The sequence below is a fragment of the Lentzea sp. NPDC003310 genome, from assembly GCF_040610935.1.
In the GTDB taxonomy this organism is placed as follows: Bacteria; Actinomycetota; Actinomycetes; order Mycobacteriales; family Pseudonocardiaceae; genus Lentzea.
Genome location: NZ_JBEXNC010000006.1, coordinates 305,704 through 319,363, shown reverse-complemented (window position 1 = coordinate 319,363; position 13,660 = coordinate 305,704). Strand labels below are relative to the sequence as shown.

Here is a 13,660-nt window from a genome sequence, read left to right as displayed (position 1 = left end):
TCACCACCACAATCGGCAGGATGCGCGCCGGGGTTGAGCATGATTGACCCTGCAACTTTCGGAAAGTTCAGGCGCGGGTCGACGACTGCTCGTCAGCGACAGTAAGTGCCGCGTGCACCTGCCTGCTGCACCTCTCGCCGACGTCGCTCGGGACAGCCGGATGCCGCTGGTCAGGCGCGGATCGCCGGCTGCTCGTTCGTCATCGGCTCGTCCGTCATCTGCGACCCGATGTTCAGGTTCGGCAGCACGTTCCGCGCGAACTTCGGCACCTTGAGGATCACCTTCGTGCCCGCGTTCGGCGCCGTCTCCACCACCAGCGCGTACTCCGCGCCGAACACGGTCCGCATCCGGTCGTTGATGTTGCCGATGCCGACGTGCGCGCCGGTCTGGTGCGCGTCCTTGATGTCGTCGAGGCGGTCGGGGTCCATGCCCACGCCGTCGTCCTCGACGCTGATCAGCGCCTCGTTGCCGTTGTCCTCGGCGGTGATGGTCAGCATGCCGCCGCCCGGCTTCTTCGCGAGGCCGTGCCGGACCGCGTTCTCGACCAGCGGCTGGAGCACGAGGAACGGCAGCACGACCTGCAGCACCTCGGGTGCGATGCGCAGGCGGACGTTCAGGCGCGAGCCGTAGCGGGCCTGTTCGATGGTCAGGTAGCGGTGGATGTTCGTGAGCTCGTCGGCGAGGGTCGTGAAGAGGCCGTCGGTGCGGAACGAGTAGCGCGTGAACTCCGCGAACTCCTGCAGCAGCTCGCGGGCGTGCGAGGGGTCGGTGCGGATGAGCGACGAGATCGTGTTGAGCGCGTTGTAGACGAAGTGCGGCGAGATCTGGGCCCGCAGGGCCTTCACCTCGGCCTGGGCGAGGGCCTGGCGTTGCTTCTGGACGACCTCGAGCTCGAGCTGGGTCGAGACGAATCGGGCCGTCTCCTCGGCCATGCGGATCTGGCGCTTCGAGGCGACGCCGGAGACCACGATCAACGTGCCGGCCACGTCTCCCTCGACAACCAGCGGGACCACGACGACGCTGTGCAGGGAGCACGGACCTTGCAGCTCGCAGCCGAGCTTGCGGTGGTCGACGTGCTCCTTGTGGCAGTTGTTGATGGCCCGGGCCACCGTGTCGCGGAGGTACTCGTAGTGGTCGTTCGCGCCGCCGTCCCACGACAGGACGGTGCCCTCCTCGTCGGTGATGGCGACCGCGACGCACCTCAGCATCTCGCGCAGGTGCGGTGTGGCCTTGTTCGCCGCCTCCTCGGTCAGGCCCGCGCGGAGGTCGCTCGACGCCCTGGACATGCGGTCGAGCATGTCCATCACAGCATCCTCGACGGAGGTGCTGACTCGTCGAGCGCGGCACAGCATCACGAAGAGGCCCAGAACGGCCAGGGTCGCGATGACACCGAGCACGGCGCGCTCGGTCAACAGGTCGCCCACAGCGCACATGCTCTGCTGTGGGGCAGCCCTATAGCAAGAGGCGCGCCCGGTGTACCCCCGTACGGTCCACCGGTTCGGGTAGACATCCGATGAATTTGGGGAGAGGGTGTGCGCGTGAGAGTGGCTCTGTTCGCGACCTGCCTGACCGACACGTTCTTCCCGGACACGGCACGTGCCGTCGTGCGTTTGCTGGAGAGGCTCGGCTGCGAGGTCGACTTCCCCCTCGACCAGACGTGCTGCGGCCAGATGCACTTCAACACCGGCTACCGGGACCACGCCGTGCCGTTGGCGCGCAAGTACACCGACGTTTTCCGGAGCTACGACTACGTCGTTGCGCCATCCGGGTCATGCGCGGGCATGGTCCGGGAGGTCCATCCCACTTTGGGTGAGTCTCCTCCGCGCACCTTCGAGCTCTCGGAGTTCCTGGTCGACGTGCTCGGCGTGACGGACGTCGGCGCCTGGTTCCCCCACCGTGTCACCTACCACCCCACGTGTCACTCGCTGCGCATGCTGGGGGTCGGGGACAAGCCGTTGGCGCTGCTCAGGGCCGTGAAGGCACTCGATCTGGTGGAGCTGCCGGACTCGACGCACTGCTGCGGCTTCGGCGGCACGTTCGCGGTGAAGAACGCCGAGACGTCCACGGCGATGCTCGCGGACAAGATGACGTGCGTGCTCTCGACCGGCGCCGAGGTGCTGTCCGCCGGCGACAACTCCTGCCTCATGCACATCGGCGGCGGTCTCTCGCGGCTGCGTGCGGGCGTCCGGCCGGTGCACCTGGCGGAGATCCTGGCTTCGACGGAGGAGGAACCGTGGCTCGCAACCCGGTGACGTGGCTCGGCAGCCCGACGTTCCCCAAGGCCGCCAAGGAAGCGCTGAACGACACCCAGCTGCGGCAGAACCTGCGCAGGGCCACCGGCACCATCCGCGGTCGCCGGGAGGCCGCGGTCGCCGAGATGACCGACTGGGAGATGCTCAGGGTCGCGGGCGAGCAGATCAAGAACGACGTCCTCGCGCGCCTCGACACCCTCCTCGTCCAGCTCGAGGAGTCGGTGACGGCCCGCGGCGGGACGGTGCACTGGGCGCGCGACGCCGAGGAGGCCAACCGGATCGTCCTCGACCTGTGCCGGGCCGAGGACGCGCGCGAGGTCGTCAAGGTCAAGTCCATGGCCACGGCCGAGATCGGGCTCAACGAGGCCCTCGAAGCCGGTGGCGTGCACGCGATCGAGACCGACCTCGCCGAGCTGATCGTGCAGCTCGGCGACGACCGCCCGTCGCACATCCTGGTGCCCGCGATCCACCGCAACCGCGCGGAGATCCGCGAGATCTTCCAGCGCCGCATGGGCGTCGAGGTGAGCGACGAACCGGCCGACCTCGCCGAGGCCGCCCGGGTCTACCTGCGCGAGAAGTTCCTGACCACCAAGGTCGCCGTCTCCGGCGCGAACTTCGCCGTCGCCGACACCGGGTCGATCGTGGTGCTGGAGTCCGAGGGCAACGGCCGGATGTGCCTGACGCTGCCGGACACCCTGATCACCGTGATGGGCATCGAGAAGCTCGTGCCGTCGTGGCAGGACCTGGAGGTGTTCCTGCAGCTGCTGCCGCGCTCGTCCACGGCGGAGCGGATGAACCCGTACACGTCCGTCTGGACCGGCGTCACGCCCGGAGACGGCCCGCAGCGCTTCCACCTCGTGCTGATCGACAACGGCCGCACCGCGACGCTGGCGGATTCCGTTGGGCGCCAAGCACTCCGGTGCATCCGGTGCAGTGCTTGCCTCAACGTCTGCCCGGTCTACGAACGCACCGGCGGCCAGTCGTACGGCTCGGTCTACCCCGGTCCGATCGGCGCGATCCTGACACCACAGCTGGTCGGCGACATGCACGACCCGCAAGCGGCCTCACTCCCTTACGCCTCTTCGCTGTGCGGCGCGTGCTTCGAGGTCTGTCCGGTGCGGATCGACATCCCGTCCGTCCTCACGCACCTGCGCGCCGAGGCGGTGGAAGCCAAGGGGCGCACGGCGGAGTCCGTCGCGATGGCGGCCGCGGCGTGGATGTTCGCCTCGGCCTCGCGCTACGAGAAGGCGCAGAAAGCCGGTGCCCTGGCCCGGTTCCTGGCGCGCGACGGCAAGATCACGTCGCTGCCGTGGCCGGGGTCGAAGTGGACGTCCTCCCGCGACGTGCCCGCCCCGCCGTCCGAGTCGTTCCGCACTTGGTGGAGGAAGAACCGTGGCTAGCGCCCGAGAAGTGATCCTCCAGAGGATTCGCGACGCCCGCGTCTCCGCGCCGGAACCCGTCGTGCGCGGCTACAACGTCGAAGGCCCCGGCGGCGTCGAGCTGTTCGCCGAGCGGGTCGCCGACTACCGCGCGATCGTGCACACGGTCACCGACGTGCCCGAGGCGCTGGAGCGCCTGCGCGGCAAGCGGATCGTGGCGCCGGGTGACGTGCCGGCCGAGTGGTTGATCGACGGCGTCACGTGGCTGCACGACCCGTTGACCATCGACGAACTCGACCAGGCGGACGGCGTGCTCACCGGCTGCGCGGTCGCGATCGCGGACACCGGCACGATCGTGCTGGACGGCGGTGTGGCCCAGGGACGCCGCGCTCTCACCCTGCTGCCGGACTACCACCTCTGTGTGGTGCGCCAGGAGCAGATCGCCGGCTCGGTGCCGGAGGCGTTGCGGCGGCTGGAGCCCACGAGACCGTTGACGTTCATCAGCGGACCGTCGGCGACGAGCGACATCGAGCTCAACCGGGTGGAGGGCGTCCACGGCCCCCGCACCCTGGAGGTCCTGATCGTCACTTGAGCAGGCGCGACAACCGGCGGTCGGCCAGCGGCTTGCCACCGGTCTGGCACGTCGGGCAGTACTGGAACGCCTTGTCCGCGAACGACACCTCACGCACCGTGTCACCGCACACGGGACAAGGCAGGCCCGTGCGCGCGTGGACCCGCAACCCCGAGCGCTTCTCGCCCTTCAGACGAGCCGCGTCCTGGCCAACGGACCGTGCGACGGCATCGGTCAGTGTCGTGAGCATCGCCTCGTGCAGGTGATCGAGCTGCTCGTCGTTCAACTTGCCCGTGGTCGCGTACGGCGAGAGGCGCGCCATGTGCATGATCTCGTCGGAGTACGCGTTGCCGATGCCCGCGATCAGGCCCTGGTCCGTGAGCGACGTCTTGAGCCGCTCGGTGCGCCCGTGGAACAGGTCCTCCAGCTGCGTGCGGGTGATGCCCAGCGCGTCGGGTCCGAGCCGGGCGACGCTCGCGATCGACTGGGGATCGCGCACGATCCACGCCGCGAGGCCCTTCTTCGTGCCCGCCTCCGTCAGGTCGAACCCCGGCCCCTGACCGGGTGGGCCGAGGTGCACGCGCAACGCGAGCGGCCCGCGACCCTGCTTGGGCGGCGGGGCGGACATGGTGTCGGCCCAGCGCAGCCAGCCGGCGCGGGCGAGGTGGACGACCAAGTGCAGGCCGTCCGCGACCTCCAGGTCCAGGTGCTTGCCGTGCCGGTGCGCGGCCACGACCTCCTGGCCGTGGAGCGCTGTCCACGGCGGGTCGAACGTCTTGAGCACCTGCAGCGAGGCGACGTCGACGCGGTGCACGACACGGCCCACCGCGTTCTCACGCAGGTGGTGGACCAGTGCTTCTACCTCGGGTAGCTCCGGCACTCGTCCAGTGTCGCATCAGTCGACGGGTTGCAACGGGCCTTCGACGTCCGGCAGCGAGTGCATCTCGATCGTGCGGGCGACGCGGGACGCCTCCTGGCGCACCGCGAGCGGGCCGCGCACGGAGCCGATCCACCGCTCGGGCGGCAGCTCGTCGGCCGTGGCCTTGCTCTCCGCGACCAGCGTGTGCGGGCGGCGCAGCGCCCAGCGGACCGGGAAGAACGCGAACAGGAAGATCAGCGCGAGGATCAGCCACGCCGGCACGACGACCTGCTCGGGCGTCCAGGCGATCAGCACGACCACCATCACGGCGAGCATGCCCGCCATCATGATCCCGGGCAGCACACCGCCGCTGACGTCGTGCTCGAAGTCGTCGGACTCCACCGGGTTGCGCCACTCGATGCGGCTGTGGACCGTCCACATCCGCCCGTCCGCACCGCGCACCAGCCGCGTCATGTACCCGTCTCCCACGCTCGGTCGGTCTTGGACAAACCGTACCCGGAGCGGGCCGAGCCTTGTGGGTGAACTCGCCCTGTCTTGATCGTCACCGTCAGTTCTGGCGCGGCTCGGTCGGGTAGAGCGTGGCTGTCGTGACGGTGGTCCGCGGCGACGAGCAGGGCTCGGACGTCGGAGTCGGCGGGTCGGACGGTGACGACGGCGTGTTGAGCGAGTTGATGCCACGCGACGTCGTCTCCGCCGTGCTGATCTCCCCGCCCTCTTCCGACGAGGTCACGACGGTCTCGGCCCGCTCGACCGGCGGCTCCCGGTGCAGCTCGCTGGTCGGCACCGGCACGGACGACGACGTCTTGCGCACGGTCGTCTGCTGGCGCGGCGCACCGGGGTTGACCACGTTGCCCGGCTGCTTCGTCTGCTGCTGCTCGGGCGCGGGCGGATCGGCCACCACGAGCTCCTGGCTGTGCTGCGAGCTCGCCGACCCGGACGTGTTCATCGCGATCACCGGGTTCTGGTCCGGCTGCAGCACGGCGACACCCGCGGCACCGTTGAACACGGCGGCCATCGTGCCGAACAGGCCGACGGTCGCCACGCTCGCCGCCGCGAACGCGAGCTTGGCCTTGGTGAAGAACACCTTGCCGGCGAACGCGAGCCCCAGCGTCGACGGCACGATCAGGAACGCCGCGTTGGACCGCAGCGTCGCGCAGACCTCGTTCAGCTCGTGGTGGAGCTGTGAGCAGGACGAACACGTGTCGAGGTGGGCGCGGATCCGGCGTTCCTCGACGCCCTGGACCCCGCCCGCGGTGTAGGTGCCGAGCTTCGACCGGATCGCCGCGCACGACGAACGCCCGTCGTCGGCCGCGAGGTGTGCCTGCAGGTAGGCCGCGCGCAGCCCCTCGCGCGCACGGCGGGCCAACGCCGACATGGCGTTCGGCGAGAGCCCGAAGTGCGGTGCCACGGTGGCGGGGCGCTCGCCCTCGACCTCGACGCGCCACAGCACGACCCGCCAGCGTTCCGGCAGGCTGGAGAAGGCCCTGGTGATGAGGTTGTGCTCGACCCTGCTGTTCGCGTTGTCGCTCACCGGCTCGACGCGCCGGCCCAGCTCCTCGTCCTCCACCGGCACGTCCCGGCGCCGCCCGCTCCACTCCCACGCGACGCGGCGCGCGACCGTGAGCAGGTAGGTGCGGACGTGGTCCGTGGGTCCGCTGCCGCGGCGGATCGCCTGCAGCATGCGGAAGAACGCTTCAGCGGTGAGGTCGTCGGCCTCGGCCGCCTCCCGGACGTGCCTGAGAGAAAAACGGCGGATCGCGTCCGCATGCCGGGAGAACAGTTCGCCGTAGGCCGAGTCGTCTCCCTCGCGCACTCTGGCGAGCAGGTCCCGGTCGACCTCGTTCTCGTCGACCATCACGCGCTTCAACATGCCACAAGGGGCCAGAACTGCTCCTCGATGAGAACAGGTCGATACACAAGACCATCCGTTAGTAGTGGGCTGATCAGCGCAACGCGATCGGTGACAGGACGGTCACAGGTGGGCGTCGGACGGTCGGCGCGACAAGATCGAGCGACTATCGTCACGCTCGTGGTGGACTGGCGAGAACGCGCTTCGGCCCTCGTGCCGGAACTTCGGGCTGTCGCCGAGAACGAGGAGTGGTCCTGCCACGTCTTCTTCTCCGAGCTCTCCCAGCTGACCCAGGAGGCGCACCGCGAGCAGGCCGACGACGTGCTGCGGCGCGCGTACGGCTTCGCGCACTGGTGCTTCCACCAGCCGGAGCAGTTCCTGGAGAACGCGGCGCTGATCAGTTTCTACGAGCACGTGTTCGACGACTGGGACCTCCGCGAGGAGGTGGCGGCGTGGCTGCCGGTCGACGTGCTACCCAAGGTGCGGGCGCTGTGGGAGTGGCGCTGGCCGAAGGAGCAGTTGTCCGAGGTAGATCAACTGCTGGCCGGTTTGGCACCCCCCTCGCAAGATGCCGTCTAACCCCTGTTGTATAGTTCTCCCCGTAAGGCAGTGCGGATGTAGCGCAGTTGGTAGCGCATCACCTTGCCAAGGTGAGGGTCGCGAGTTCGAGTCTCGTCATCCGCTCTCGACAGAAGTCCGGTACCCCTCGGGTGCCGGACTTCTGTCGTTTCAGCGCACGGCCTGCCCGACCGTCAGAGTGCCGGCGTCGGCGTCCAACTCGGCGATTGGTCCAAGCGCCAGCGACAGCGGTTCGTCGCCGTGGCCCACGTCGAGGCCGCCGAGCACCGGTACGTCCAGGGTCTCCAGCCGGTCGCGCAGCACGTCGAGGACGGTCCAGTCGCGGTCGGTGTAGTCCTCGAAGCCGGGGAACCGGCCGAGCGCGACGCCACGCAGCCCGTTCAGCGAGCCCGAGCGCACGAGTTGCGTCAGCTGCCGGTCGACGTGACCGAGTCCGACGGCGCGCGGGGCCTCCAGGAACAGGATCGCGCCGTCCAGGTCGAGCGATCCGGTGCCCACGGACCAGGCGAGGGTGCCGAGGTGGCCGCCGACGACGTTGCCCGTGGCCACGCCTCCCACCCGAACGGCGGCGGTGAGCGCGGCGGGGTCCCGGTGCAGCACGGCGGGGTCGGTCTCCATCAGCAACGACCGCGTCGAGGCGGCCGACCGCGCGCCGTCGAGGAACCCGTGGACGCCGGTCACGCGGCAGTGCCGCCACAGCGCGAGGTGCAGGCTCGTGATGTCGCTGAACCCGACCAACGGCTTGGGGTCGGCCCGCACGGCGGCGAAGTCGACGTCGTGCGCGATGCGGTACGCCCCCGCACCACCGCGCGTGGCGAAGATCGCTCGCACGCCGGGATCGCGGTAGGCGTCGTCGAGATCGGCGAGCCTGTCCTCGTCGTGGCCCGCCATGTAGCCGTGGCGGTCCATGGCGTGTTCGCCGACCTCGACGACCAAACCCCAGCTCTCCAGCACCGCCACCGCCCGGGCCAGCCCTTCCTCGTCCGGGTAGCTGGCGGGCGAGACGAGGCGGACCCGGTCTCCGGTGACGACACGCGGTGGCAGCAGGACGTTCACACGACCGACTCTCGCAGGCGGAGTCGAGCGGTTCTCGGGGTGATCTCCGGGGCCACCCGTGAAAGGGTGGTCCCAGACAGCTCGCTCCGACCTAAGGACATCGCGATCATGGCCATCAAGCAGACGGCAAACGCTCACTGGGAAGGCTCCCTCGTCGAGGGCAAGGGCAACGTCAGCCTCGCCACGTCCAACAGCGGCAGCTTCGACATCGACTGGAAGGCGCGCGCCGAGGAGGCGGGCGGCAAGACCAGCCCCGAGGAGCTCATCGCCGCTGCGCACTCGTCCTGCTACTCGATGGCGCTCTCGCACGGCCTGACCGGCGCGGGCACGCCGCCCACCTCGATCGACACCAAGGCCGAGGTGAGCTTCCAGGCGGGCGTCGGCATCACCGGCATCCACCTGACCGTCCGCGCGAACGTGCCCGGCCTGTCCCAGGAGGACTTCGTCGCGGCCGCCGAGGGTGCCAAGGCGAACTGCCCGGTGTCCAAGGCCCTCGCCGCCGTCGAGAACATCACCCTCGACGCCGCCCTGGTCTGAAGCGCAGCTCCGCGGGCCCGTGACTGATCAGGTGCCTGCGGTAGCGCACGTCGCCGGGCTGCTCGGCAGGCTCGGCCGAGCGGTCGAGCAGCTCTTCGGCGACGATCCGGCCCTCCAGCCGTGCGAGCTGGGCGCCCAGGCAGTAGTGCGGTCCGTGCCCGAAGCCCAGGTGGCCAGGCACGGACGGCCTGCCGGGGTCGAAGTCCTCGGTGAACACCTTCGGGTCGCGGTTGCCGGCCGCGTAGTCGAGGAACAGGTGCTCGCCCTCCTCGATCTTCACCCGGCCCATCGTCACCGGGCACGTGGCCGTGCGGAAGAAGCCGGTGAACGGTGCGTCGAGGCGCACGACCTCCTCGACGACGCCGCCCAGTCGGCGTTCCCTCGGGTTCAGCCGCAGCAACGTGCTCGCCAGCATGTTCGTCGTGGAGTCGGTGCCCGCCACGACGACCGCGAGGCAGAGCGAGAGCCGCTCCTGCTCGGACAGCTGGCCGCCGCGGAACGCGTCCGAGCGCGCGAAGTAGGCGCAGAACTCGTTCATCCCGGCGAAGTACGACCCGAGCACGCGTTCGCTGACCTCCTCACCGCTGGTCAGGTCCAGCACCGGCGCCACGAACTCGCGGAACAGCGGGAAGTCCGCCGCCGGCACGCCGAGCACGTCCGCGACGACCCCCAGGGCGAACGGCGCGGCGAACTCGCTGACGAAGTCGGCTTCTTCCGGCAGGTCGTCGAGAAGAGTCCTCGCGCGTTCCCTAATTGAGTCAGCCATTCGGCGCACGGCCGTTGGGGTGAATTTCTGATTCGCCGCCGCACGAATTCGGGCGTGCCTCGTTCCGTCCGCCGCGTTCAGCGAGGACATCAATTCCAGCAATCGCCGCTGCTCCGGCGGCATCAGCGCCGCCACCGCCGCGACCTGCGGACCTGTCATGTTCCGGGAGGAGAACGTCACCGGATCAGCCAGCACGGCACGCAGGTCGGCGTATGCGGTGACGCGCTGGGCGTTGATTCTCGGGTCGAATTCCATTGCTATATCGTGGCGCGGTTCCGGCCTTTGTCGGGGGCTGACGACAGGACCAATAACGTGATCATCCGGCTGCTCGGACCGCTCGAACTCACCGGTCCGAACGGAGCAGTTCAGCTCAGCAGTGCAGGACAGAGGACTCTCGTCGCACGGCTGGCGCTGAACCCGGGAGAAACGGTGCCGAGGAGTGCGCTCGTGGACGCGCTCTGGTCGGACGAGGCACCGGCGACCGCCACGAAGACCCTGCACAGCCTGCTGGCGCGGCTGCGGGGGCAGATCCGCGACGCCGGGCTGGGCGAGTTGATCACCACTCGCGAGCCGGGTTACGTGCTGAACGCGCCTGCGGACACCGTGGACGCCGCACGGTTCGAGGCGCTCGTCGCAGCAGCACGGCACAGCGACGAGCCGTTGAAGTCCGCGAAGATGCTGCGTGAGGCCCTCTCGTTGTGGACGGGCGATCCGCTCGCGGACTGCCGGCCCGGCGAGTGGACGCGGCAGGAGTCCGCGCGGCTCACCGACCTGCGGATGGACGCGACCGAGGAGCTGATGGAGTGCTCGCTCGCGCTGGGCGAGCACGCCGCGGTGGCGCCGCTGGTCAACGCGCTGGTCGAGCAGCACCCGTTCCGCGAACGGCTGTGGGAGCAGCTGATGATCGCGCTGTACCGGTGCGGGCGGCAGGCGGAGTCGCTGGGCGCGTTCCACCGGGCGCGCGGCGTCCTGGTCGACGAACTCGGCATCGAGCCCGGTCCCCGGCTGCGCGACCTCGAGCAGGCGGTGCTGACCGCCGATCCCCGCCTCGACCTGCCCGAACGCACACCGGTCCCGGTGCGCGGCAACCTGCCGGCCGACCGGTCGAGCTTCGTGGACCGCCCGGAGACCGACCACGTCGCGGACCTGATCCGGCGGCACCGGCTGGTCACGCTGATCGGGGTCGGCGGGGTGGGCAAGACGCGGCTCGCGCTGCACGTGGCGCGCGGCGAGCAGCCGCCGGACGGCGTGTGGCTGGTGGAGCTCGCCGCGTTGCGGGACAGGGCTCTCGTGCCGCACGCGGTGGCCGAGGCGATGGGCGTGGTGGACCAGACCGGGCGCGGGCAGCTGAGCGTGCTCACGGAGTTCCTGGCGGCCAAGGACGCGTTGCTGGTGCTGGACAACTGCGAACACGTGGTGGACCACTGTGCGGTCCTTGTGGACACGTTGCTGCGTGTGGCGCCGAACCTCCGTGTGATCGCCACGTCCCGTCGCGCGCTACGGGTCTATGGCGAGCAGGTCATGTCCATCGCGCCGTTGTCCGTGCCGTACCCAGCGGCGACGTTGTTCGCCCAACGCGCTGATGCGGCGATTCCCGGTTCGTTCGTCATCACGGCGGCGAACGAGCAGGCCGTCACGGACCTGTGCCGGCGGCTGGACGGCATCCCGCTGGCGATCGAGATGGCCGCGCTGCGGGTGCGCGCGTTGACACCCGCCCAGCTGCTGGAGCGGCTGGACGACCGGTTCCGGGTGCTGACCGACGGCGGGCGGACCGCGTTGCCGCAGCACCAGACCCTGCTCGCGACGATGGAGTGGAGCTACGACCTCTGCTCACCGCGCGAGCAGCTGCTGTGGGCGCGGGCGTCGGTCTTCGCCGGCAGCTTCGACCTGGCCGCGGCCGAGTCGGTGTGCTCGGACGACGCCCTGACGGCGGACTTCATGTTCGACGCGGTCGACGGCCTGGTCGACAAGTCCGTGCTGCAGCGCGAAGAACATGCGGGCGTGGCGCGCTATCGGTTGTTGGAGACCATGCGCCAGTTCGGTCAGACACGGCTGCGTGCGGGTGATGACGAGCCACGGCTGAAGAGGCGCCATCGCGACTGGTACGCCGGTGTTGCCGTGCAAGGGGAACGGGCCTGGTTCACGCCACGGCAGGTGGCGACCGTTGCGGCGATGAGCACCGAACGCGGCAACCTGCGGGCAGCGCTGGAGTACTCGCTGACCACACCGGGCGAGGCCGAGGCGGGCCTGCGGCTGGCGGCGGCGCTGTGGTTCTACTGGGTCGGCTGCGGGCGGTTCGCCGAGGGACGTCATTGGCTGAACTGGGCGTTGTCGCTCGAGACCGAGCCTTCACGGGCGCGCTGCAAGACGTTGTGGGTCAACGGCTACCTGGCCACGTTGCAGGGCAACACCTCCGCCGTCCCCGCGCTGCTGGAGGCCTGCCGGGCCGAGGCCCTGGTGCTGGGGGACGAGGACGCCGACGTCTTCGCGACCTACGTGCAGGGCGCGGCGGCGGTGTTCGACGACGACCTGCCGCTGGGCGCGACGCTGCTGGCCGAGGCCGACCGTCGGCACGCCGAGTTGGGGCACATGGACAGCAACGTGGTGATGGCGCGTGTGGCGTTGGCGATCACCGTGGCGTTCGGCGGCGAACTCGACCGTGCGGCGGACATCTGCACGAAGGCGCGCGCTGTGTGCGAGGAGCACGGTGAGCTGTGGGCGCGCGCGTTCGCGTTGTACGTCCTCGCGTTCGTGGCGATGGGACGCGGTGACGTCGTCGAGGCCCGCGAACTCGCCCTCACGTCGTTGCGCATCAAGGAGAAGTTCAACGACCTGCTGGGCATCGCGGTGTCTGTGGAGCTGCTGGCGTTGATCTCGGTGATCACCGGGTCCGCCTCGCACGCGGCGATGCTGCTCGGCGGTGCGGACCGGGTGTGGCAGTCCGTGGGGTTGCCGCTCTTCGGGTCGGCGAACTTCGCGGCGTCGCACGACCAGTGCGTGGCGCTGTGCCGGCAGGCGTTGGGTCCCGAGGGCTACGACGAGCACTTCGCGCGGGGTGCCGCCATGACCGTGACCTCGGTCGTCGCAGCCGCGCAGTCGTGACGCAGGTTCCACGCAACCGGTTGTGGAGCACGCTGGCCGGATGAGGACCAGCGTTCGCACCCCCGACGCGGGAACCGTCGAGGAAGTGCTGAAACTCGCCGCCAGGGCACCGTCGTTCGACATCGTCCCGCCGTGGCGCTGGCGCAACGGCAACGAGTGCCTCGAGCTCGTGACCGAACGGGCGGACCAGCCGGCGATGCTCGCGTGCGGCGCGGTCCTGCACCACGTGCGGGTCGCGCTGTCGGCGATGGGCTGGGACTGCCACGTGCTGCGGACGCCCCGGCCCGACGGCCAGGTCGCGTCGGTGCACCCGCGCTGGGAGCTCGACCCGTTCTCGTGTGAGGTGGCCTCCGCGGCGGCGATCTCGTTGCGCAGGGCCGATCCGCGCCCGTACCTGCCGGACGAGGTACCGGACTCGGCACTGACGTGGCTGCTGCACGCGGCCCGCGCGGAGAACTGCGAGCTGGAGCTCGTGGCGCGGCGCAGCGGAGTGCTGCTGCGGCTGCTCGGGCACGACTGGCTGAGCGTCGGCGAGGCCGTGAGCGCCGTGCTGCTCGCATCGACCGTGTGGGGCCTTGCGTCCCAACCACTGCTGCACGAGGGCGAGGTGCTCGTCCGCGTGGGCTGGCAGTCGCCCAATGCCGAACCGTTGCCTCCGTCGGCCCGCTAGCGACCCCTTTTGCGGGGAC

At 70.0% G+C, this 13,660-nt stretch carries 13 protein-coding genes and 1 tRNA gene; 8 read left to right on the top strand and 6 right to left on the bottom strand.

Annotation, left to right across the window (positions count from 1 at the left end):
- Positions 1-170 precede the first annotated feature (170 nt).
- Positions 171-1,433 (bottom strand): histidine kinase, encoded by a 1,263-nt coding sequence (locus ABZX02_RS14190; RefSeq protein WP_355298130.1) that lies wholly within the window; start codon positions 1,431-1,433, stop codon positions 171-173.
- Positions 1,434-1,544: 111 nt separating this feature from the next.
- Here ABZX02_RS14190 and ABZX02_RS14185 point away from each other — a divergent pair, with 111 nt between their 5' ends.
- Genes ABZX02_RS14185 through ABZX02_RS14175 form a run of 3 tightly spaced genes read left to right on the top strand, consistent with a single transcriptional unit; the run spans position 1,545 to position 4,223 of the window.
- Positions 1,545-2,252, top strand: coding sequence for a (Fe-S)-binding protein (locus ABZX02_RS14185; protein WP_355298413.1), 708 nt, complete (start codon positions 1,545-1,547; stop codon positions 2,250-2,252).
- A complete protein-coding gene (locus tag ABZX02_RS14180; protein ID WP_355298128.1) occupies positions 2,234-3,652 on the top strand; it encodes a LutB/LldF family L-lactate oxidation iron-sulfur protein in 1,419 nt (472 codons plus the stop codon). Before ABZX02_RS14185 ends, ABZX02_RS14180 begins: the two co-directional genes overlap by 19 nt.
- Positions 3,645-4,223, top strand: coding sequence for an LUD domain-containing protein (locus ABZX02_RS14175; protein ID WP_355298126.1), 579 nt, complete (start codon positions 3,645-3,647; stop codon positions 4,221-4,223). The genes ABZX02_RS14180 and ABZX02_RS14175 overlap by 8 nt, the downstream gene beginning before the upstream one ends.
- On the opposite strand, the gene ABZX02_RS14170 is transcribed toward ABZX02_RS14175, so the two are convergent.
- From ABZX02_RS14170 to ABZX02_RS14160, 3 genes are all read right to left on the bottom strand, one after another.
- On the bottom strand, positions 4,216-5,082 hold the full coding sequence (locus ABZX02_RS14170; RefSeq protein WP_355298124.1) for a DNA-formamidopyrimidine glycosylase family protein: 867 nt from the start codon (positions 5,080-5,082) through the stop codon (positions 4,216-4,218). The genes ABZX02_RS14175 and ABZX02_RS14170 overlap by 8 nt on opposite strands.
- Before the next feature lie 15 nt (positions 5,083-5,097).
- Entirely contained in the window at positions 5,098-5,535 is a 438-nt protein-coding gene (locus ABZX02_RS14165; RefSeq protein WP_355298123.1) for a DUF983 domain-containing protein, read from the bottom strand.
- A gap of 94 nt (positions 5,536-5,629) precedes the next feature.
- Positions 5,630-6,952: a sigma-70 family RNA polymerase sigma factor gene (locus tag ABZX02_RS14160; protein WP_355298122.1), complete on the bottom strand. Its 1,323-nt coding sequence runs from the start codon at positions 6,950-6,952 to the stop codon at positions 5,630-5,632.
- A 159-nt stretch (positions 6,953-7,111) separates the two neighbouring features.
- Between ABZX02_RS14160 and ABZX02_RS14155 the strand changes: the two genes are divergently transcribed.
- The gene (locus ABZX02_RS14155) at positions 7,112-7,510 is read left to right on the top strand and encodes a hypothetical protein (RefSeq protein ID WP_355298120.1); all 399 of its coding nucleotides are present in this window, start codon (positions 7,112-7,114) and stop codon (positions 7,508-7,510) included.
- 32 nt (positions 7,511-7,542) lie between these two features.
- A tRNA-Gly gene (locus tag ABZX02_RS14150) sits at positions 7,543-7,615 on the top strand.
- A 45-nt stretch (positions 7,616-7,660) separates the two neighbouring features.
- Here ABZX02_RS14150 and ABZX02_RS14145 read toward each other — a convergent pair.
- Positions 7,661-8,566 carry an LD-carboxypeptidase gene (locus ABZX02_RS14145; protein WP_355298119.1) on the bottom strand — a complete coding sequence of 302 codons (906 nt, stop codon included), beginning with the start codon at positions 8,564-8,566 and terminating at the stop codon, positions 7,661-7,663.
- Positions 8,567-8,674: 108 nt separating this feature from the next.
- On the opposite strand from ABZX02_RS14145, the gene ABZX02_RS14140 reads away from it, so the two are divergent.
- Positions 8,675-9,103 (top strand): OsmC family protein, encoded by a 429-nt coding sequence (locus ABZX02_RS14140; RefSeq protein WP_285636284.1) that lies wholly within the window; start codon positions 8,675-8,677, stop codon positions 9,101-9,103.
- Here ABZX02_RS14140 and ABZX02_RS14135 read toward each other — a convergent pair.
- On the bottom strand, positions 9,078-10,124 hold the full coding sequence (locus ABZX02_RS14135) for a cytochrome P450 (protein WP_355298117.1): 1,047 nt from the start codon (positions 10,122-10,124) through the stop codon (positions 9,078-9,080). The two genes, ABZX02_RS14140 and ABZX02_RS14135, sit on opposite strands and share 26 nt — an antisense overlap.
- 57 nt (positions 10,125-10,181) lie before the next feature.
- Between ABZX02_RS14135 and ABZX02_RS14130 the strand changes: the two genes are divergently transcribed.
- Both ABZX02_RS14130 and ABZX02_RS14125 read left to right on the top strand, forming a co-directional pair.
- Positions 10,182-12,971: a BTAD domain-containing putative transcriptional regulator gene (locus ABZX02_RS14130; RefSeq protein ID WP_355298115.1), complete on the top strand. Its 2,790-nt coding sequence runs from the start codon at positions 10,182-10,184 to the stop codon at positions 12,969-12,971.
- A gap of 40 nt (positions 12,972-13,011) precedes the next feature.
- Complete coding sequence (locus tag ABZX02_RS14125) at positions 13,012-13,641, top strand: hypothetical protein (protein WP_355298114.1); 630 nt, start codon at positions 13,012-13,014, stop codon at positions 13,639-13,641.
- Positions 13,642-13,660: the final 19 nt, after the last annotated feature.

Bases quoted from the DNA above. Each gene is read 5' to 3' on its own strand.
- ABZX02_RS14135 (WP_355298117.1), bottom strand. From the start codon at position 10,124: ATGGAATTCGACCCGAGAATCAACGCCCAGCGCGTCACCGCATACGCC.
- ABZX02_RS14165 (WP_355298123.1), bottom strand. From the start codon at position 5,535: ATGACGCGGCTGGTGCGCGGTGCGGACGGGCGGATGTGGACGGTCCAC.
- ABZX02_RS14140 (WP_285636284.1), top strand. From the start codon at position 8,675: ATGGCCATCAAGCAGACGGCAAACGCTCACTGGGAAGGCTCCCTCGTC.
- ABZX02_RS14125 (WP_355298114.1), top strand. From the start codon at position 13,012: ATGAGGACCAGCGTTCGCACCCCCGACGCGGGAACCGTCGAGGAAGTG.
- ABZX02_RS14190 (WP_355298130.1), bottom strand. From the start codon at position 1,433: ATGTGCGCTGTGGGCGACCTGTTGACCGAGCGCGCCGTGCTCGGTGTC.
- ABZX02_RS14160 (WP_355298122.1), bottom strand. From the start codon at position 6,952: ATGTTGAAGCGCGTGATGGTCGACGAGAACGAGGTCGACCGGGACCTG.